Consider the following 19,952-nt stretch of genomic DNA (forward strand, 5'->3'; position numbering starts at 1 on the left):
CGGCCTCCCATTATGTCCGCATCAAACCCCAAAACCCTCCTGCTCGTCGACGGCTCTTCCTATCTCTACCGCGCCTACCACGCGATGGCGCAGCTTACCGCGCCCGACGGCGTGCCCACGGGTGCGCTGTACGGCGTGCTGAACATGCTGCGGCGGCTGCGTGCGGATTATGTGCACGACTATTGCGCGGTGGTGTTTGACGCCAAAGGCAAAAATTTCCGCCATGAAATGTTTGCCGACTACAAGGCCACTCGCCCTCCGATGCCCGACGATTTGCGCCCGCAGGCCGAAGCCTTGCCCGATTTGGTGCGGCTGATGGGCTGGCCGGTATTGGTGGTGCCGCAGGTGGAAGCCGACGACGTAATCGGCACGCTGGCGGTGCAGGGCGGCGAAGCGGGCTGGGACGTGGTGATTTCCACCGGCGACAAAGACATGGCGCAGCTGGTCAACGAGCGCGTTACGCTGGTCAACACCATGAGCGGCGAAACGCTGGATACAGACGGCGTAAAAGCCAAATTCGGCGTGCGCCCCGACCAAATCCGCGACTATCTCGCGCTGATGGGCGACAAGGTGGACAACGTGCCGGGCGTGGAAAAATGCGGGCCGAAAACGGCGGTGAAATGGCTCGAAGCCTATGAAACTTTGGCGGGCGTGATGGAACATGCGGGCGAAATCAAGGGCAAAGTGGGCGAAAACCTGCAAGCCGCGCTCTCGCAGCTGCCCTTGTCCTACGATTTGGTTACGATTAAAACCGATGTGGATTTGCACGCCGAACTTTCAGACGGCCTCGAAAGCCTGCGCCGCACGCCGCCCAAATGGGCGCAGCTGGCGGCGGATTTCAAACGCTGGGGTTTCAAAAGCTGGCTCAAAGAAGCCGAAAGCCGGATGCACGAAGCGGCCGAGAGCGATTTGTTTGGCAGCGCCGATGTGGGCGAGATCGCCGCTTTGGCATTAGAGATGCCGTCTGAAAAGCAGCCTGAAAAAGCCGCCGCGCCGGAAAAGCTCGATTATCAGGCCGTTACCACCGAAACCCAGTTCGCCGCCCTGTTGGACAAATTATCCAAAGCCGAACGCATCGGCATCGACACCGAAACCACGTCGCTTGATGCGATGAACGCGCAGCTTGTCGGCATCAGCATCGCCTTTGAAGCGGGCGAAGCGGCGTATATCCCGCTCGGCCACAGCATGACCGCCGCGCCGCAGCAGCTTGATTTGCAAGACACCTTAGGCCGTCTGAAACCCCATCTCGAAAACGGCAGCCTGAAAAAAATCGGCCAGAATCTGAAATACGACCAACACGTTTTCGCCAACTACGGCATTGCGTTGCGCGGCATTGCGGGCGATGCCATGCTGGCTTCGTATATTGTCGAGAGCCATTTGGGACACGGTTTGGACGAATTGTCCGAACGCTGGCTCGGCCTGCCGACGATTACTTACGAATCCTTGTGCGGCAAGGGCGCGAAGCAGATTTCTTTTGCCGATGTCGCCGTCGAACAGGCCGCCGAATATGCCGCGCAAGACGCCGATTTCGCCCTGCGCCTTGAAGCGCATCTGCGCGCGCAAATGGACGAAAAACAGCTTGAAATGTATCTGAATTTGGAATTGCCCGTCGCCCAAGTGCTGTTTGAAATGGAGCGCAACGGCGTGCACATCGACCGCGCCGAACTGGCCGCGCAAAGCAGCGAATTGGGCGCGGCGCTGCTGAAACTCGAAGAGCAGGCGTTTCAGACGGCCGGACAACCGTTTAATCTCAACTCGCCCAAGCAGCTTCAAGAAATCCTGTTCGACAAAATGGGCATCCCCACCAAAGGGCTGAAAAAAACCGCATCCGGCGGCATCTCCACCAACGAAGCCGTGCTCGAACAGCTCGCGCCCGACTACCCCCTGCCCAAAATCATCTTGGAAAACCGCAGCCTGGCCAAACTCAAATCCACCTACACCGACAAGCTGCCCGAAATGATCAACCCGCGCACCGGCCGCGTGCACACCACCTATTCCCAAGCCGTCGCTATCACCGGCCGCCTTGCCAGCAGCAACCCCAACCTGCAAAACATCCCCATCCGCACAGCCGAAGGCCGCCGCGTGCGCCGCGCCTTTACCGCGCCCGCAGGCAGCCTGATTGTGTCGGCCGACTACTCGCAAATCGAGCTGCGCATCATGGCGCATTTGTCGGGCGACAAAACCCTGATGGCCGCCTTCCAAAACGGCGAAGACGTACACCGCCGCACCGCCGCCGAAGTGTTCGGCATCGCGCCCGAAAACGTCAGCCCCGAGCAGCGCCGCTACGCCAAAACCATCAACTTCGGCCTGATTTACGGCATGGGTCAATACGGCCTCGCCAAATCGCTGGGCATCGACAACCTGTCCGCCAAAAACTTCATCGACCGCTACTTCGCCCGCTACCCCGGCGTGGCCGAATACATACAGCGCACCAAAGAAGAAGCCGCCGCCCAAGGCTACGTAGAAACCCTGTTCGGCCGCCGCCTCTACCTGCCCGACATCCGCGCCAAAAACGCCAACGCCCGTGCCGGCGCCGAACGCGCCGCCATCAACGCCCCCATGCAGGGCACCGCCTCCGACCTCATCAAACGCGCCATGATCGCCGTGTCAAGCCGCCTGCATTCAGACGGCCTTGAAAGCAAACTAATTATGCAGGTGCATGATGAATTGGTATTAGAAGTGGTTGAAAACGAATTGGAAACCGTAAAAGAAATGCTGCCGCAAGTGATGGCCGAAGTGGCGCAAGGCCGTCTGAACGTGCCGCTGTTGGCGGAAGTGGGAGTGGGCGGAAATTGGGATGATGCGCATTGATTTGGATAAACTGCCGCACAAAACGCTTGCGACAAAAATACCGAGCAATAGGGATAAACAAAGGATAAGTGATGGCAAACGATTTAATTAAGCAAGGCATTGAACTCTTTAACTCTGAAAAATATGCCGAAGCTATTCAAAAGCTGGATGAGGCTTTGAAGACAGCAAACAATCCGCAACAACAAGTTAATGTCCAATATTGGTTAGGGCGTTGTTATTTCGATCAGGCGCTTCAAACCAATGACACAATCTTGTTTGACAAAGCACGCGGACACTTTGAAAAACGATTGGTATGGGCTGAACAATTAAGCGGAGAAAAGATTATTGAAAAACAAGGTGATACCCAGCATTGGCTGGGGCGTTGTTATTTTGAACAGGCACTTCAAATCGGTAACGCAGTCTTGTTTGACATGGCGAGAGAGCACTTTCAAAAACGATTGGTATGGGCTGAACAATTAAGCGGAGAAAAGAGCATTGAAAAACAAGGTTATGCCCAACATTGGCTGGGGCGTTGTTATTTTGAACAGGCACTTCAAATCGGTAACGCAGTCTTGTTTGACATGGCAAGAGAGCACTTTCAAAAACGATTGGTATGGGCTAAACAGTTAAATGGCAATAATAGTATTGAAAAACAGATTATTGCCCAATTTTGGTTGGGTCGTTGTTATTTGAAACAGGCCAAGCAAAACCAAGGCAACATAGAGCAAAGCGAAGATTATTTGTCCGAAGCAGAAAAATGTTTTGATGAAGTGTCTAAGCTAGTAGAAAAATCAAAAGATAAATCTTTTAAAAAGCAAGCGATTGCGAAGCTGAGACGCGATTTCAGAGAACTTGATTTTGTAAAAGGTAATTACGAAGGTTACTTCAAATCCAAACAAGAGCATATCCAACAAAAGCTGTCTAAAAATAAAAAGATAAACGGCCGTCTGAAAGAAAACATCGCTGCGGTTTTGGCGGTATTGAGCATAGACCCGATTGAATTTGACAAACCTCTGGCGCATTACACCAGCCCGGCTGTATGCGAAAAATTATTGGGCATAGGACAAAAAGAGTCCAAGCAGGAAAATATCGTTGCCGGCAAAATGAGAATGAACAGCTCGGCCTATATGAACGACCCCTATGAAGGCAAAAGCCTGTATGACCTGCTGGGTATTCAGGAGCCGGATTTGGAAAACCTGTCAGAACTCAGCCGCCACAATGCTTTTTTCGCCTGTTTTTCTTCGCGGGTAAACGATTTAAACCAGTTCCGCCTGTACGGCAAAGTCGGCAATGTCGAAGCCTCGGGCTGCTGCCTGGTGCTCAACAGACGCGGCAATTGGATACGCGAGCCCGACCTCGAAGCGTCTTTCCACCGCCTGAACGATCAAGACGGATTCACGGGTAGCGTTGTAAAAGAAACCACGGCGCAAAGGCCGTCTGAAAACCTGCCGCTGTACCAAATCGCCTATATTTTCTACCGCGACGAATATACGCAGGATAAAGAATACGATGTGATGGACGGCAAGACAGATTTCGGCATCCGCTTAAAGCCAATCAGCGACAACCTAGATTGGCATGAAGTCAGAAAACAACAGCTTCAGACGGCCTTAAAAGGCTTGTGCGGATATTGGAAAGATACTGATCAGAGCAAGGAAGAGTTCCAAGAAAACAAAGCGGCATTGGAATACATCCGCTATCTGTTTAAAGACCACGCTTTCCGCGACGAAGAAGAATTCCGCCTGCTGCAAATCGAAGAAATCGGCTCGGACAAAGTGCAATATTGCCCAGATACCAATACCGCTTTTTTGGAATACGGCAATGTTTGCACTCGGCTGGATGAGGTGATTTTAGGCACCAATTACGAACGTACCAATGCTGGTCTTAAAGTAGAAGTATTCCGCCATCTGCTCAAACGCAAACAGCCGCACATCAAAGTAAGGCATTCGTCATTGCCGATTAACCCGCCAAACAGATACTAGTAAGCATAGGTTAGGTTTTCAAATCCAACAAATACCTTTATCTATCTGAAACATGGCGGGGTTGCAGCCTCGCTGCCGGTAGTTGGAATCCGTTCATAAATTAAATCAGGCGGTATGAGACAAAAAGGCCGTCTGAAACCTGCCAAGCTGTTTTTCAGGTAGCCTTTCCCGATAACGCTGAGGAATTTTGTGATGAATCATGAAGTTTTAAAAACAGCCGAAGAACTGTTGGACAATCTTGAAGTCGATAAAGCATTGCCGCTGGTTCAATCGTTGGCTGGTGCGGGCGTAACGGAAGCCTATGGCATGCTGGCCTATATATATGATTACAAGCACCAAAATTTTGGCAGCCCGGACGAACAAACCGTCGCGGCAGCCTATGGAAACTATTACGCAGCCTTGGAACAAGACTTCCGTCGCGGCAATCTGCGCGCCGGCATGAAGCTGGCCGGCGCATTGCGGTTCCATGCCGCCAACCATATTGCCAAAGACGATCAAAAAGCCCTGCTCATCTATCAGCAGTGCGCGGCAGAAGGATGGGACGAAGCCGCCATCACGCTGGCGGAAATCTACAAAACAGGCGATTTGGGCGTGGAAGCCGATTTTGGCAGATGCATCAGCCTGTTGGCATCCGCCGCCGAAAAAGGAAATGCGCAAGCCATGCACGAACTGGGGATTTTGCTGCTGCCAAACCACCGCAGCCGGGCACTGGATTGGATAGCCAAAGCGGCGCAAAAGGGATATTGGCAGTCGGTGGAATATATCCGGTCGGCACGGCAAGGGTAGCTTGGGTGGTCAAACCCGACAAACACCTCTATCCGTTTCAAACACGCCGGATTCGCAACCCGCCTGCCGCAGTTGGAATCCGTTTATCAATTAGGCAGCGAGGGACAAGGAAGGCCGTCTGAAAACCGTAGCGCAGTTTTTCAGACGGCCTTTTGCCATTCAGGTAGGGTGTGTCGCCCCAAGGCGACGCACGCGGTTTGCGGTTTTTGGGTTTGCATCACACGGTTGCTTGGGGGGAACGAAAGGCCGTCTGAAAACGCAGCTTCGGCGTAGCCAAAACCTACTTTCCGGAAAATTCTCCTTGCCGCACCCGTCTTGACCCGTTTTTACAAATGCAATACCATAACGAAACAGGAAAACAGGCGCGCCGCCTGTTTGTTTGTGTCCGGATTTGTCCGGTTTGTCCATTCAGAAATTCAGAAAGAGAAACATGAAAAAATCCCTCCTTGCCGTGCTGTTGTGCGCCGCCGCCGTTGCGCAGGCGCATGAAGTTTGGGTGAACGCGCCCGCCGAGTTGTCGTCCGCCGACGTTTTGAATGCCGAGCTGGCGTACAGCCACGATTTTCCCCATGCCGAAAAAATCGCCGCCGACCGCGAACATATTTTCGTGCCGCTGACGCTGACCAACGCCAAGGGCACGACCACGGCGATGAAGCGGCAGGGCGAAAACTACCAGTACACCGCAGGCCGTCTGAAAAAAGGCAGCTACATCGTCGGCGCAATGTACAAGCCGACCTTCTGGTCGAAAGACGCGGCGGGCAAATGGGAGCAGAAAAGCCTGGCCGAGCGGCCGGAGGCGGTTTCGTGCGAGCAAAGCCGCATGTTCGGCAAAAGCATTGTGATTGTGGATGGCGCGGTTGATCAGGCCGCCATCAGCCGCCCGATCGGCCAAACCCTTGAAATCGTGCCGCTGGCCAATCCGAACGCGGCCAAACCCAGCGAGCTGTTCCCCGTGCAGATTCTCTATCAGGGCGAGCCGCTTTCCGGCGCGACGGTTACCGCCACCGCCGACACCATTGTCGTGCGCGATATGGAAGCGGCGCACGACCACCGCGAGCCGCAGGCGTTCTCGGGCAAAACCGACAAGCAGGGCAAAGTCAATATCCTGCCGCTGGTTGAGGGGCTGTGGAAAGTGAAAGTGGTGCACAAAACCCCGTTCGGCGACAGCAAGGTTTGCGGCGAATCGGCGGCTTATTCCACGCTGATCGTGCCCGTCGGCAGCGAACGCGCCAACACTGGGGCGCACCACCACCATCACCACCATTAAGCGGGCAGATAGTGGCAACAGGCCGTCTGAAAACTGTTTTTCAGACGGCCTGAAATGTTTTTGGGGCAGGGTGTTTGTTGACTGGCGATAATTCCGGGTAAAACCGGCCGGTTTACGCCTTCAAGTCGGCGCAGATGGCCGCGAAGTCGGCGCGGTGATTCGGGTGGATGTAGGGTTTGAGCAGGCTGAGGTTGCGCAGCACGCCGAGGCGTTTGGTGTCTTCGGGCAGTTTGCCGCTGCGCCGCAGCGAGCCGTGCAGGTCGAACCAGTATTTGGTGATGATCCACATATTGAGGGCGAGGTTTTGCAGGTCTTCTTTGTCGGCGCACAGGATGCCGATGGCGGCGAGGTGTTCGAGGTAGTGCAGCACCAGCGGCGAGGCTTTGGCGCGGGTGAATTCGTTGTAGTCGCCCAAGAGTTCGGCGTTGCGCGAGAGCAGGGCGTTGGTGTCGCTGAACAGGAAGCGGTAGTCCCACATGATGGCGAAGATGCCGTTGAGGTAGGCGGCCACGTCGGCGAGGCTTTGCGGGGCGTCGGCTTCGCGTATCCAAGCCATCATGCTGCCGCTGTAACGGCGGTGCAGTTGCAGGATGATTTCGTCTTTGTTGCGGAAGTGGTAGTAGAGGTTGCCGGGGCTGATGGCGAGATGGGCGGCAATGTGGTTGGTGGTGGTGGCGCGCTCGCTCTCTTCGTTGAAGAGTTTGAGCGCGGCGTCGAGTATGCGGTTGTAGGTGTTGCTGCGGGTTTCTTTGCTCATGTTTTTTCTGCCTTTTTATCAGTTTGAGGCCGTCTGAAAACATTGTTTCAATGAGATTGGAAGATTTCAGACGGCCTCCCGTGTTTTTATGCCGCCTGCGCGGTGTTCATCAGCCGCAGGGCTTTCAGACGGCCTATGTCTTTCTGATAAGTAACCAGTCCGATAAAGCGGCCGGCGCGGCTGTATACGCGGATGGGGCTGTCGGCGCGGAAGTCTTCTGAAAACTGCGGACGCTGGCCGCAGCGCAGCATTTCCACGGCGGTGTCGTTTAACACCAGCTTGGGCAGGTGCCGCACCAGAACGTCGCAGGGCAGCAGCAGCGCGTCGCGTTGGGCTTCATCGAGCGCGGCCAAATCTTCGAGCGTGTGGCTTTGGGCGATGGTGAAACCGGCGGTTTCGGTGCGGCGCAGGGCGGTGAGGTGGGCGTAGGTGCCGATGTGTTTGGCGATGTCTTCGCTGAGGGTGCGGATGTAGGTGCCTTTGCTGCAACGCACGTGTATCATGGCTTCGGGCGCGGCGAAGCGTTCGGTTGCTATGGAATAAATGGTGATGTCGCGCGCTTTGCGTTCGATGACGATGCCTTTGCGGGCGTATTCGTACAGCGGTTTGCCCTCGTGTTTGAGTGCGGAAAACATGGGCGGCACTTGGCGGATGCTGCCTGTGAGCGCGGCGCAGGCCGTCTGAAATTCGGCCTCGCTGATGTCGGCGCGGCCGGTGGCGACGATTTCGCCTTCGGCATCGCCGGTGCTGCTGGCCTCGCCCAGTTTCAGCGTGGCGGTGTAGGCTTTGTCGGCATCGAGCAGGTATTGGGCGAACTTGGCGGCCTCGCCGAAACACACGGGCAGAAGCCCTGTGGCCAGCGGGTCGAGCACGCCGGTGTGCCCGGCTTTTTCGGCGCAGTAGAGACGGCGGGCTTTTTGCAGGGCGGCGTTGCTGGAAAGGCCGGCGGGTTTGTCGAGCAGAAGCACGCCGTGAACGGGGCGTTTGGCGGGTTGGGCGGTCATGGTTCGGGCAATGGGGGAGGGAGGGCGGGAGTCGGCGGGAGTAGTGTTTTTCAGACGGCTTGTCCGATTGGTCTTGTCGCTATGTTTGAGGCCGTCTGAAAACCGGTTTTTTGTTGAAACGGGGTGTTGGCTTCGTTGAAACTGCGCTTTTCAGACGGCCTCTGCGGTATTCAGGGCAGGCAGCGTTTGGGCTTTTTGCTGTAACAGTCGGCCGAGCCGATGCCGATGCTCCAATAGTTGTTGCCTTTGGGCAGTTCGAGGGCGAGCAGTTCGGCTTCGTGCGGGTATTCGGCCATCATCTGCCGGATTTCGTCTTCGTAGGTTTCGCGCCAGATGGCGGTGTTGATGCCGCAGAAGCGGTAGGAGTAGGGCGCGTCGCCGGTGATTTTCGCGCCGCCGTTGTGCCGCTCGAGCAGGGCGTAGAGTTCGCCCGAGGGCAGGGCGAACGGGTCTTGGCCGTAGATTTCCACGCTGTTGCCGCTTTGCAGGAAGGGGCCTTCGGGGATGTCGAAAAAGTCCACGATGCCTTGTGTGTCGAAATAAACGTGGCAGTCGAGCGTTTCGTAGTAGAAGGCGTGGTTGTTTCGGTTGCAGGGTTCGCCCAGGAGGGCGAGGGCGTCTTCTTTGCGGCAGCCGAAACCGAGGCGGCCTCTGCCGGCGATTTCCAGCCCTTCGAGCGGGCGCAGGACGAGGTGTGCCATCGGTTCAGCCTTCCACGGGTTTTTCGGCGGCAACCTGTTCGATCAGGTGGGAAATGCTCATGCCGCGTTCGAGCGATTGGTCGTATTTGAAATGCAGTTCGGGCGTTTTGAAGAGCTTGATGCGTTTGGCCAGCTCGCTGCGCAGGTGGCCCTTGGCATGTTCGAGGGCTGCTTCGGTAATGTCGCGGGTGCTGTCGTCGAGCACGGTGTAATAAATGGTGGCGTGGCTGTAATCGCGGCTTACGTCCACTTCGTTGATGGTGATGAAACCGGCGCGCGGGTCTTTCAGGCCGGTGCGCACCATTTCGGCCAGCTCGCGCATGATTTGTTCTTTGACACGGTCTTGGCGGGCATAGCCCCTGCGGGTTTTGTTCATTCGGCGTCCTTTAAAAAAGCACTCGGCAAGTCGGGGCGCATTATAGCCCAATTGCCGTATAATGCCCGCCTTCCTTTGTTTAGGGCGGGTCGGCAATGCGTAAAACCAATGCCAACAGACCTTAGGCCGTCTGAAAAACACGCTTTCGCGCCGCCCAAATCCGTATCCCCTATGAAGATTCTGTTTGCCCTTTTGTATCTGATACAGCTTCTGCCGTTTTCCCTAATCCAGAAAACGGGTGCCGCGCTGGGGCTGGCCGCCTATTGGCTGGCCGCGCCGCGCCGCCGCATCGGACGCGTCAATCTGGAAAAATGCTTTCCCGAATGGGATGCAGACAAACGCGAAGCGGTGCTCAAAGCACATTTCAAACAGATGGGCATACTGGTGGCCGAATACGGCCTGTATTGGTACGGCGATGCAGGCCGTCTGAAAAAGCTGGTGCGCTACCGCGACAAACATTATCTCGACGACGCGCTCGCGGCGGGCGAAAAAGTTATCCTGCTCTACCCGCATTTCACCGCCTTCGAGTTGGCCGTGTACGCGCTCAACCAGGATGTGCCGCTGGTGAGCATGTACTCCCACCAGAAAAACGCAGCGCTCGACGCGCAAATCCTCAAAGGCCGCCACCGCTACAACAATGTCTTCCTCATCGGCCGCACCGAAGGGTTGCGCGCCATCATCAAAGAACTGAAAAAAAGCAGTGCGCCCTTCCTCTACCTGCCCGACCAGGATTTCGGCCGCAAAGATTCCGTGTTCGTAAACTTTTTCGGCATTCAGACGGCCACCATCGCCGGACTCAGCCGCATCGCCGCCCTCACCAGTGCGAAAGTCATCCCCGCCATCCCCACGCGGCAGGCCGACGGCACGGTCGAGTTGCGTTTCTACCCCGCCTGGGAAAACTTCCCCACCGACAACGCGCAAGCCGACGCGCAGCGCATGAACGACTTCATCGAAGCGCGCGTGCGCGAGCAGCCCGAACAATACTACTGGCTGCACAAACGCTTCAAAACCCGCCCCGAAGGAGAAGCGGGGTTTTACTGAACGCACAAGCCGAAGCTGCCCGAAAGGCCGTCTGAAAAACACCGCCGCTGTGTTTTCAGACGGCCTTTCCGCCGCCGCCCGCCCCCGCAGGTGCGGCAGGCGGTGCAGGCGGCAGGCAAATTCGGGTACAATCGCGCCCGCCCGAAACCGGAAAATTTGAAAGAATAAAGAATATGTGGAACAAAAAATGGGTGGTCGGCAACTGGAAAATGAACGGCCGCCTGCACGAAAACGACACCCTGCTGTCCGAAATCCTCGCCCTGCCGCCGCAGCCGAACGTCTGCATCGGCATCGCTCCGCCCGCCGTCTACCTGCAACAGGTGCGAAACGCAACGCAAAACGCCCCACACAACACCATCCTCCCCTGCGCCCAAGACCTCAGCCGCTTCCCCGGAACAGGCGCATACACCGGCGAAATCTCGGCCGCCATGCTCAAAGACGCAGGCGCGCAAGCCGTCCTCGTCGGCCACTCCGAACGCAGCCTGTATTTCAATGAAACCAACGACGAGCGCAGACAAAAAATCGAAAACGCTCTCGCTGCCGGATTAATCCCCCTGCTGTGCGTCGGCGAAAACCTGCAAGAGCGCGAAAACGGCGACGAAAAAACTACCGTTGCCCGCCAGTTGTCGGTATTGAAAGGTCTGCAAACCGACACATTCGCCATCGCCTACGAACCCGTGTGGGCAATCGGCACAGGAAAAGTCGCCAATAAAGAACAAATTGCGCAAATGCACCATTTTATTTACAACGAAGTCTTGTCATTCGGAAACAGCGGTGCTAATATCCGCATTCTTTACGGGGGCAGCGTCAACGAAACAAACGCAGCGGAAATCTTCTCCGCAGCCCATGTAGACGGAGCCTTGGTAGGCGGAGCGTCGCTTTCGGGCAAACAGTTTTCCGCCATCATCCGAGCCGCAGAACAAGCCTGAATTTATGGAAGCATTTAAAACCCTGATTATGATTTTGAACGGTTTCGCCGGATTAGCCATCATCCTGCTCGTTCTCATGCAGCACGGAAAAGGTGCGGACGCAGGTGCTTCCTTTGCCAGCGGCAGCGGCAGCGCGCAAGGCGTATTCGGCTCGGCAGGCAGCGGCAACTTCCTCAGCCGCAGCACCTATATCGCCGCAACCGTATTTTTCGCCACTTGCCTCGCTCTGACCTATATATACAGCCATTCGGGCAAAGGCAAGCTGGATTTCAGCAACGTACAGCAAAGTGCACCCGTAAAAACACAGCCTGCCGCACCTGCCGGAAACGGCGAAGTGAAGTAAAAAATTGATTTTCCTGCCGACATGGTGAAATTGGTAGACACGCTATCTTGAGGGGGTAGTGATCCTAGATCGTGCGAGTTCAAGTCTCGCTGTCGGCACCAACATCCGAAAACAGCCCCACCGCGCGGGCTGTTTTTTTACATCCAACGCCGTCCAACGCCGTAAACCAAACGCCCGCCCAGTAAGGATTTGCGCCTGTTTCCCTCTTTCCGTTTTCCCGTCTTGGCAGTCTAACGCCGTCTAATCCCATCCGATTGAATCAACCAAACTCAGGGGGTATTATTTGGGGTATCTGCAAATATCCCCGAAAAAATACCCCCAAAATGCCGCTAAACGACCGCCAAATCAGAAACGCCAAGCCTGCCGCCAAGCCCTACAAGCTGGCCGACGGCGGCGGGCTGTATTTGGCCGTTACCCCCGCAGGCGGGAAATCGTGGCGGCTGAAATACCGTATCGACGGGAAAGAAAAGCTGCTGACTATCGGCAAATATCCCGCCGTTTCCCTGCTGGAAGCCCGCCAAGCCGCCGAACAGGCGCGGGCAGGCTTGGCAAGGGGCGCAGACCCCGCCGCCGCCAAGCAACAGGCCAAAGCACAGCGGCAGGCCGCACTGCAAAACACGTTTGAGAACATCGCCCGCCGCTGGTATGCCGACAACCGACACCGCTGGAAGCCCAACCACGCCGCCCGCCTGCTGGCCTATTTGGAAAAGGACGTTTTCCCCGCCATCAGCGGCGAGCCGATAGACGCAATCAGGGTAAACGACATCAAAAGCCTGTTAGCCGACGTTTTGGCACGGGGAGCAATCAACACGGCGGAAAAAATCCGCGATTGGATAGGGGCGGTTTTCGACTATGCGGCCATGCTGGAAATCACAGACCGCAACCCCGCCCGCGCCCTGAAAGGCTTTCTGCCCAAGCGTGCAACCGAACATATGCCCGCCCTGCCACGCGAAGAACTGACCGAGTTTTACCGCCGCTTGACCGCCGCCGACATCAAGCGGCAGAACAAAATAGCCCTGCTGCTGATTATGCTGGTATTTGTGCGCAATACCGAACTGCGCGGCGGCAGATGGGCGGAAATTGATTATGAAGCCCGCCTTTGGACAATCCCCGCCGAACGGATGAAACGCCCGCGCGTGCATACCGTGCCGCTGGCCGCCTGGCCGCTGGAACTGCTGCGCGAACTGCACACCCTCACCGGCAACACGCCCTATCTGTTTCCGAGCCGCACCAACGCGGAAGGCTACATATCCGACGCAACATTAACGCGCATCATCGAGCGGATGGGCTACAAAGGCATTGCCACAATCCACGGCTTCCGCAGCTTGGCAAGCAGCGTATTGAACGAACAGGGATTCAATCGGGACGCCATCGAACGGCAGCTTGCCCATGTAGAGGAAAACAGAATCAGGGCGGCATACAACCGCGCCGACTACATGGCCGAGCGGCGAGAAATGATGGACTGGTACGCCGACTTTCTGCGGCGGCACTATCAGGCCGCCATGACGGACACCCGATAAAGACCGCCCCGAAAGGCGGCTTTTTTTATCTGTCATGATTTGCGCGGGCGTGAAACTGTTTGACCCGTTCGAGTAAAGGCCGTCTGAAACCGCCGCCCGCAGAAATGCGGGCTTTTTTACGCCCGATTGAAAGGCCGCCTGAAACACCGTTCGGGCGGCCTTTTCCCTTTCCAAGCAAAAAAAGCGGCCTTTGTACTGAAACGGGACTTTGCGGGGGAAAGCCGCCCGCCCGCCTACCATCCGCCCATCATCCAACCACGCCCAACACGGCAGAAAGGCAGACTATGCAAACCATACCGAGCTTTATCGACGCCAACGGCCTTGCGCAGGCTTTCAGCGTTTCCGTATCGACAATTTGGAACTGGAACAACCCCAAAAGCCGCCACTACCGCCCAAACTTTCCCAAGCCCGTCAAAGTATCCGCCAACGCTACCCGCTGGCCTGCCGACGAAGTGGCCGCCTACATGGCCGATTTAGCCGCAGCACGGGAGGCCGCCCAATGAAAAACGCCCGAAACACCGGTAAAGGCATTTCAGGCGCGGCACAGAAAGCGAGCCGCCATTGTAACCCTTTCCGCCCCAACAGCCAAAACGCGGAAATCCTTGCCATCCTGCAAAGCGGGCAGAGCCTTACCCATTACGAAGCCGCACAGATGGGCATCATGGCCTTTACCGCCCGCATCAACGAAATCAGGGCGGCGGGCTTCCCCGTTGTCTGCACCATGACCGCCCATGAGAACAAGCACGGCAAAACCGTCAAGCGCGGAGTATTCACGCTGGCATAACTGCAATTATTGCAATTTTATTGCGTGAAATATCGTTTTCAAGCAATGATATGGCAGAAAACAACAGCAAACACCCCTAACCTTGCCGAATTGGAAAACATGAAACTGCCCAAACTCACCCCCGAAAACCTGCCGACTGTCCGCCCCTACCTGCCCGATACCTTCCTGCAACTGGAAACCGTGGCCGGTACGCAAACCGCCCTACTGCTGGTGTCCGAGCATGGCGGGGAACAATACCCCGTTGCCAAAGGCGCAACGAAACAGGGCAGGCGGCGCACCGCCCGTATTGCCGCCCTTATCGGCGAAGCCGCCGCCCTGCGCCTTGCCGCCGCCTACGGACAACAGCGCAACATTGCCATACCGGCCTGCCGCAAGGCGCGGGAAGTGCTGCGCAACCGCGAAATCCGCGCCGCCTACGATATGGCGGAAGGTTCGGGCATGACCCCCGCCGCCCTTGCCCGCCGCTACGGATTGAGCCAACGGGCAATCTTCAACATCCTCAAACGCAGCGAATGAAAGGATAAACCATGCATCACGAAACGACACGCCAAGCCCTGCGCAACGCCTACATCAACGGCGCAAACATGGAAACGGCGGCGGCAGACTGCGGGATATGCCTGCGAACCGCCTACGCATGGAAGGCCGAGGCCAAGGCCGCAGGCGACGACTGGAACAGACTACGGGCGGTGTACACGCTGTCAAACGTGGAGGCGACGGCGCAGGGCGTGCTGCGCCGCATGATGGGGCAGTATGACAAGGCGGCGTTGGATTTGGAGGCCGACCCCGATTTGCCCGCCGTCAAGCGTGCCGAAGTGCTGGCGACGCTGGCCGACGCGTTGGCGAAAACCGTCGCCGCCAACAAGCGGCTGATGCCGGAAACCTCGGATTTGGCGGCGGCAGTGCGCGCGCTGGGCTTGCTGACGGCCTTTACGGTGGAACGTTATCCGCAGCACGCCGCCGCGCTGGCCGAAATCATCGAGCCTTTCGGCGAAGTGCTGGAAAAGGCCGTCTGAACTTGACAACCAAACCCAGAGATTGCAGAATCGCGGCCTCTCTCTCCAAAAAAACTTAGCCCGAATCGGCAGGGTGAAACGCCGATTTTTCACGCCTATATCTTTCAGGCCGTCTGAAAACTTTTCAGGCGCAGCCGTCAAGCTATGGCGGTGTCTGCCAACCGTAAGGCGCAGGCCGGTTTCTAAGTTACCGGAGAGAGCACCGCCCCCAATTTTGGGGATTCTCAAACTCTCAAAAAACTTAGGAGGCCATCAAATGGCAAAACTTCAAACCCGCGCCGACGCGCAATCTATCCAAACATCCCCCGTTTCCCATCAGGAAAAAACCGTAACCATTCCCCGCGCCCTTGCCGAACAGGCATCAACATCCCTGTTTGACTTCATCGCCTTTCTCAAACACGCCGACACCATCGGCATGACCGCCCGCCGCCTGCTGGAAACAGGCGACATCCAAACCGCCCGATACCAGCTTGAACTGCTGGCATCGCTGGCCGAAAACGTCCGCCCGCCCGAGCCGCACGCCTATGCCCTTTGGGAAGCCGTAGAGGCCGCCGACAAGGCGCAGGGCTGCTAATCCCCCATTCCCGCCCCGCACAGGCTTTCAGACGGCCTTTTGCGGCGCGGGGCATATCTACCCCTTTCCCATACCCCAAACCCCGCCAAAAGCGCACACAAAGCCATTATTGCGCCAGTTGCGCGGGAAGAAAGGCAAAGCCATGTTTATCGCCGTTGTATCCATCCCCAACCCCAAAGCCCGCGCGGGCGAAGCCTTTACACACGTTTGGGCATCGCTTGGTGCATACCCCACACCCGAACAGGCGCAGGCCGCTATCGACCTCTACGCCGCAGAAAACCTAGTACAGGAAAGCCGTATCAGCCAAGCCCTGCCGCGCTTTTTCTTTCAAGGCAGGCGGCTGCCTGATTCTGCAAGGGGGTAAGCCGTGAAAGACGCAACCGCCGTTCTACTCGCAGGGCTGGTAAAACTGGATTTAAGCACAGAGGAAAAGGCGCGGATTCTTACCCTGCCGCCCTGCCCGAAATGCGGCCAAACATCCTGCGCCCACCCCGAAAACCAAGCAACCGCCGCCCAAATGCGCAGCCTGCTGCATGCCGTGCTGGAAGCGGCAGGCGCAAGCCCCGAAAGCATGGGCATCCTGCCCGAAACGCCCGAAAGGAGAACGCAATGAAACCCTATATCGCCGTTGTAACCATCCCCAACCCCCGCCCCGTGGCCGGAGAAGCCTACACAGAGTGCTACGCCCCCATCGGCGAGTTTCCCACCCGCGAAGAAGCGGAAGCCGCCTGCGACATCTACGCCGCCCGCCATCCCGTTATCAAACGGCACATCAGCCAAACCCTGCCGCCCTTCTTCTTTCGCGGCGCAAGCCCCCGACGCCATCCTGATAGGGGCCGCCGAATGAACCGCCCCGACTTATCCGACCTCAAAGCCGCCGCGCAAGGCCGCTGGCCTGCCATCCATGCCGCGCTAGGCATCCCCGCCGACCTGCTGGACAAACGCAGACACCGTCCCTGCCCCCATTGCGGAGGCAAAGACCGCTACCGCTACACAGACTACCAAGACGGCGGCGGCTACATCTGCAACCAATGCACCCCCGAAGGCGGCAGCGGCTTTGATTTACTCATGCTGGTGTATGGCTGGACATTTGCCGAAGCCGCCCGCTAAGTGGCCGCCTTGCTTGGCATGAGTCCGTCTGAAAACCCGCCCGCCGCAAGGCAGCCTGAAAGCCCCGAGCCGAAACCCGACAAACAGCCCGAACTAATCCGCCTTTTCAACGCCGCCGCCCCGATAGACGGCACGCCCGCCGCCCTGTACCTCAAAGGGCGCGGCCTTTCGCCCGAACTGTTCGACGCCTGCCCCGATTTGCGCTACTGCCCCGCCTTGCCCTACTGGATAACCCGCTGCGCCGACAACCGCCCCGCCTGCATCGGCAGCTGCCCCGCCATGCTGGCCGCCATCCGCACCCCCGACGGCACATTGCAGGGCTTGCACAAAACCTACCTGCAAACAGACGGGCGCAAGTTCGCAGGCATCCACCCCGACACGGGCGACCCCCTGCCCGCCAAGAAAATGGCCGCCCGCTACGGCGGAGCATTGCACGGCGCGGCGGTACACCTTTACCCGCCCGATTTTCAAGGCCGCATCATCGCAGCGGAGGGCATAGAAACCGCCCTTGCCGCATGGCAGCTGTTCCAAACACCGGCCATAGCCGCCCTGTCCGCCCACGGCCTGCAAAACCTGCAATGGCCGCACGGCACGGAAACCCTGCTAATCGCCGCCGACAACGACCATAGTCAAACAGGCCGCAAGGCCGCCGAAGCCCTCACCCGCCGCGCTGCCCGCGCAGGCATAGGCGGCGGCATCTGGCAGCCTGAAACAGCGGGCTTTGACGCACTGGACGAACTGAACAGGCGGCAGGCCGCTACAAACGCCCCAAAACCGCCCGTATAGCCCGCTTCCCCATTCAGACGTCCCACCCCCTTACCCATGCGCCCAAACCGCAGGAAAACGCAACAGAGGCGCAGCAAACACAGAAAGCAGACACCATGAGCGCAGCAAACGACCCGTTAGCCCACTTTGAACCCGTGGCCGACCGCCCCTACTACGACTGCACCCGCAGCGGCGTTTACTACTGCCACATTGAAACCGACAAAGACGGCGGCATCATCGAAAAACCGCCCCTGCGCCTGTCCGACCAAATCGAACTAATCGGGCGGGGCATCGACGCGGGCGGCCACTACTACCGCATCATCCAATGGCGGGACACCCTCACCCGCCAAAGCAAAACCGCCGCGCTATCCTGCGCCGACATCGGCACACCGCCAAGCTGGCAGCGTCTGCAAGGATGGGGCATAACCGTCATGAGCGGACGGCGCAAACGCGAACTGCTGGCCGACTACCTGCAAACAGACGGCCAAACCACCCCATACACCGTAACCGATAAAGCAGGCTGGCACGGCGGCGGCTACATCCTGCCCAACGGCGAAACCATCGTTTCAGACAAAGAACACATCATCTACAACGGCGACCCCGCCCCCGCCTACACCCAAAGCGGCAGCCTTGCCGACTGGCAGCGCGAAATAGCCGCCCGCGCCGCCGGTAATTCCCGCTTGCTGCTGGCAATCGGCACGGCACTGGCCGCCCCGCTGCTGCACCTGTTCGGCGAAGCAAACGGCGGCTTCCACATCTACGGCGACTCATCCGACGGCAAAACCACCGCCGCCCTTGTCGGCCTGTCCGTCTACGGCACGCCCGCCGCCCTCAAACTCGCATGGCGCGGCACGGATTTAGGCTTTTCCAATGCCGCCCTTGCCCGCAACGACGGTTTGCTTGTTCTCGACGAAATCGGCGAAGCCCACCCCAAAACCGTAAGCAAAACCGCCTATTCCGTCATCAACGGCAAATCCAAGATTCAGGGCGCGAAAGAGGGCGGCAACCGCCCCGCCCAAGAATGGCGCATCCTGCTGTTCTCAACCGGCGAATACGCCCTGCAAGCCTACATGGAACGGGCGGGCGAAACATGGGAAGCAGGGCAGGCCGTGCGCCTTCCCAGCATCCGCGCCGCCGCCCGCTACGGCATCTTCGACACCCTGCACGGCCACCCCAACGGCGCAGCCCTTGCCGACCACCTGCAACAGGCCGCCCGGCAATACCACGGCACGGCCATCCGCGCATGGATAGCCAAACTGCAAACCCTGCCCGCCGACACCATCCGCGCCGCCTTTGAAGCATTCCTTGCCGCCCTGCCCGAGATGGACGGCCAAGCCGCCCGCGTCGCCCGCCGCTTCGCCCTTGCCGCCGCCGCGCTGGAACTGGCCGCCGACATAACCGCCCTGCCTGCCGGTGTCGGCATGGCCGGTATCAAGCAATGCTTTGACGAATGGCACGCCGACAACGGCAGCGGCAAACATGAAGACCACCAAATCATCCGCAACATGGCCGCCTTCATGCAGCAACACGCCCACGGCCTGCGCTTTGCCGACTGGCGCGACGAATACACCAACCGCGACCATGCAGGCTACCGCAAAGACAACGGGCAGGGCGAAAAGGCCGAATACTGGATAATCCCCGTCATTTTCGAGGACGAAATCATGAAGGGCAGAGACAAAAACAAAGCCTGCGCCGTCTTGCACGGCATCGGCTGGATGATGAAAGCGGCGGATGGCCGCTGGAAATGCAAGAAATACGGCAAAGGCCGCTTTTATGTACTACTCGGCGCAGAGCCGCCCGAAGCCGAATAAGCAAAGGCCGTCTGAAAAACCCCGTTAAACAAACCGCCGCAAGGCGGTTTTTTCATGCCCTCAAACAGCCAAACCTCGCAACATGCCCTTTTCCGCCCCACAGATGCACGCAGACGGCCTTTTCCAACCTTTCCCATACCAACCATTATCACACCGCCAAACGCGCTAAAAACGCCGCTTTTGCGCCCTGCGTGAAGTTTTCCTATCAGGAAACAATCAGCCGTGATTGTTTCATCAAAAAAACGCTATACGCGCGAGAAAAACGCGTTTTTAGTGGGTATGTGGGTATGCGCCTCTGAAAGCCTTGATATACGGGCATCTTTGCATACCCACTGAATAAATTTACGTGGGTATGTTGTGGGTATGCTGGGTATGAGTTAAAAAACAAACACTTGGAAGCAC

Annotated in this window: 22 protein-coding genes and 1 tRNA gene; 19 read left to right on the plus strand and 4 right to left on the minus strand. The window is 57.6% G+C overall.

The window, feature by feature from the left end; translation table 11 throughout:
• The first annotated feature begins 12 nt into the window (after positions 1-12).
• The 4 genes from polA (at position 13) to H3L91_RS06370 (ending at position 6,822) form a co-directional block, all read left to right on the plus strand.
• The gene (gene polA, locus H3L91_RS06355) at positions 13-2,811 is read left to right on the plus strand and encodes a DNA polymerase I (protein ID WP_007342800.1); all 2,799 of its coding nucleotides are present in this window, start codon (positions 13-15) and stop codon (positions 2,809-2,811) included.
• A gap of 71 nt (positions 2,812-2,882) precedes the next feature.
• Positions 2,883-4,769 (plus strand): tetratricopeptide repeat protein, encoded by a 1,887-nt coding sequence (locus H3L91_RS06360; RefSeq protein WP_007342801.1) that lies wholly within the window; start codon positions 2,883-2,885, stop codon positions 4,767-4,769.
• 192 nt (positions 4,770-4,961) lie between these two features.
• Positions 4,962-5,555, plus strand: coding sequence for a tetratricopeptide repeat protein (locus tag H3L91_RS06365; protein WP_007342802.1), 594 nt, complete (start codon positions 4,962-4,964; stop codon positions 5,553-5,555).
• A 430-nt stretch (positions 5,556-5,985) separates the two neighbouring features.
• On the plus strand, positions 5,986-6,822 hold the full coding sequence (locus H3L91_RS06370) for a DUF4198 domain-containing protein (protein WP_007342804.1): 837 nt from the start codon (positions 5,986-5,988) through the stop codon (positions 6,820-6,822).
• Positions 6,823-6,934: 112 nt separating this feature from the next.
• On the opposite strand, the gene H3L91_RS06375 is transcribed toward H3L91_RS06370, so the two are convergent.
• The 4 genes from H3L91_RS06375 to rbfA form a co-directional block, all read right to left on the minus strand.
• The gene (locus H3L91_RS06375; protein WP_007342805.1) at positions 6,935-7,579 is read right to left on the minus strand and encodes a TetR/AcrR family transcriptional regulator; all 645 of its coding nucleotides are present in this window, start codon (positions 7,577-7,579) and stop codon (positions 6,935-6,937) included.
• An 86-nt stretch (positions 7,580-7,665) separates the two neighbouring features.
• Complete coding sequence (gene truB, locus H3L91_RS06380; protein WP_007342806.1) at positions 7,666-8,583, minus strand: tRNA pseudouridine(55) synthase TruB; 918 nt, start codon at positions 8,581-8,583, stop codon at positions 7,666-7,668.
• Positions 8,584-8,753: 170 nt separating this feature from the next.
• The gene (locus H3L91_RS06385; RefSeq protein WP_007342807.1) at positions 8,754-9,284 is read right to left on the minus strand and encodes a hypothetical protein; all 531 of its coding nucleotides are present in this window, start codon (positions 9,282-9,284) and stop codon (positions 8,754-8,756) included.
• Between the two features lie 4 nt (positions 9,285-9,288).
• A complete protein-coding gene (rbfA, locus tag H3L91_RS06390) occupies positions 9,289-9,660 on the minus strand; it encodes a 30S ribosome-binding factor RbfA (protein ID WP_007342808.1) in 372 nt (123 codons plus the stop codon).
• A 171-nt stretch (positions 9,661-9,831) separates the two neighbouring features.
• On the opposite strand from rbfA, the gene H3L91_RS06395 reads away from it, so the two are divergent.
• From H3L91_RS06395 to H3L91_RS06460, 15 genes are all read left to right on the plus strand, one after another.
• Positions 9,832-10,701: a lipid A biosynthesis lauroyl acyltransferase gene (locus H3L91_RS06395; RefSeq protein ID WP_040658889.1), complete on the plus strand. Its 870-nt coding sequence runs from the start codon at positions 9,832-9,834 to the stop codon at positions 10,699-10,701.
• A gap of 173 nt (positions 10,702-10,874) precedes the next feature.
• A complete protein-coding gene (gene tpiA, locus H3L91_RS06400; RefSeq protein WP_007342811.1) occupies positions 10,875-11,630 on the plus strand; it encodes a triose-phosphate isomerase in 756 nt (251 codons plus the stop codon).
• A gap of 4 nt (positions 11,631-11,634) precedes the next feature.
• Entirely contained in the window at positions 11,635-11,973 is a 339-nt protein-coding gene (gene secG, locus H3L91_RS06405) for a preprotein translocase subunit SecG (RefSeq protein ID WP_007342812.1), read from the plus strand.
• A 15-nt stretch (positions 11,974-11,988) separates the two neighbouring features.
• Positions 11,989-12,074, plus strand: a tRNA-Leu gene (locus tag H3L91_RS06410).
• A gap of 222 nt (positions 12,075-12,296) precedes the next feature.
• Positions 12,297-13,493, plus strand: a complete 1,197-nt coding sequence (locus tag H3L91_RS06415) for a tyrosine-type recombinase/integrase (protein ID WP_007342813.1) — start codon at positions 12,297-12,299, stop codon at positions 13,491-13,493.
• Between the two features lie 284 nt (positions 13,494-13,777).
• On the plus strand, positions 13,778-13,996 hold the full coding sequence (locus H3L91_RS06420) for a helix-turn-helix transcriptional regulator (RefSeq protein WP_007342814.1): 219 nt from the start codon (positions 13,778-13,780) through the stop codon (positions 13,994-13,996).
• The gene (locus H3L91_RS06425; protein WP_007342815.1) at positions 13,993-14,277 is read left to right on the plus strand and encodes a helix-turn-helix domain-containing protein; all 285 of its coding nucleotides are present in this window, start codon (positions 13,993-13,995) and stop codon (positions 14,275-14,277) included. Before H3L91_RS06420 ends, H3L91_RS06425 begins: the two co-directional genes overlap by 4 nt.
• A gap of 99 nt (positions 14,278-14,376) precedes the next feature.
• Entirely contained in the window at positions 14,377-14,793 is a 417-nt protein-coding gene (locus H3L91_RS06430; RefSeq protein ID WP_040659511.1) for a Mor transcription activator family protein, read from the plus strand.
• A gap of 11 nt (positions 14,794-14,804) precedes the next feature.
• Positions 14,805-15,290: a DUF1804 family protein gene (locus H3L91_RS06435; protein ID WP_007342817.1), complete on the plus strand. Its 486-nt coding sequence runs from the start codon at positions 14,805-14,807 to the stop codon at positions 15,288-15,290.
• 256 nt (positions 15,291-15,546) lie between these two features.
• Positions 15,547-15,864: a hypothetical protein gene (locus H3L91_RS06440; RefSeq protein ID WP_007342818.1), complete on the plus strand. Its 318-nt coding sequence runs from the start codon at positions 15,547-15,549 to the stop codon at positions 15,862-15,864.
• Positions 15,865-16,006: 142 nt separating this feature from the next.
• Positions 16,007-16,228 carry a hypothetical protein gene (locus H3L91_RS06445; protein ID WP_007342819.1) on the plus strand — a complete coding sequence of 74 codons (222 nt, stop codon included), beginning with the start codon at positions 16,007-16,009 and terminating at the stop codon, positions 16,226-16,228.
• Positions 16,229-16,231: 3 nt separating this feature from the next.
• Positions 16,232-16,477, plus strand: a complete 246-nt coding sequence (locus H3L91_RS06450) for a hypothetical protein (RefSeq protein ID WP_182109801.1) — start codon at positions 16,232-16,234, stop codon at positions 16,475-16,477.
• A complete protein-coding gene (locus tag H3L91_RS12355; protein WP_007343960.1) occupies positions 16,474-16,974 on the plus strand; it encodes a primase-helicase zinc-binding domain-containing protein in 501 nt (166 codons plus the stop codon). The genes H3L91_RS06450 and H3L91_RS12355 overlap by 4 nt, the downstream gene beginning before the upstream one ends.
• Positions 16,975-17,760 (plus strand): DUF7146 domain-containing protein, encoded by a 786-nt coding sequence (locus H3L91_RS06455; RefSeq protein ID WP_007343961.1) that lies wholly within the window; start codon positions 16,975-16,977, stop codon positions 17,758-17,760.
• A gap of 95 nt (positions 17,761-17,855) precedes the next feature.
• The gene (locus H3L91_RS06460) at positions 17,856-19,550 is read left to right on the plus strand and encodes a DUF927 domain-containing protein (protein WP_182109803.1); all 1,695 of its coding nucleotides are present in this window, start codon (positions 17,856-17,858) and stop codon (positions 19,548-19,550) included.
• The last annotated feature ends 402 nt before the right edge of the window (positions 19,551-19,952 follow it).

It is taken from the genome of Neisseria bacilliformis, assembly GCF_014055025.1.
Classification (GTDB): Bacteria; Pseudomonadota; Gammaproteobacteria; order Burkholderiales; family Neisseriaceae; genus Neisseria; species Neisseria bacilliformis.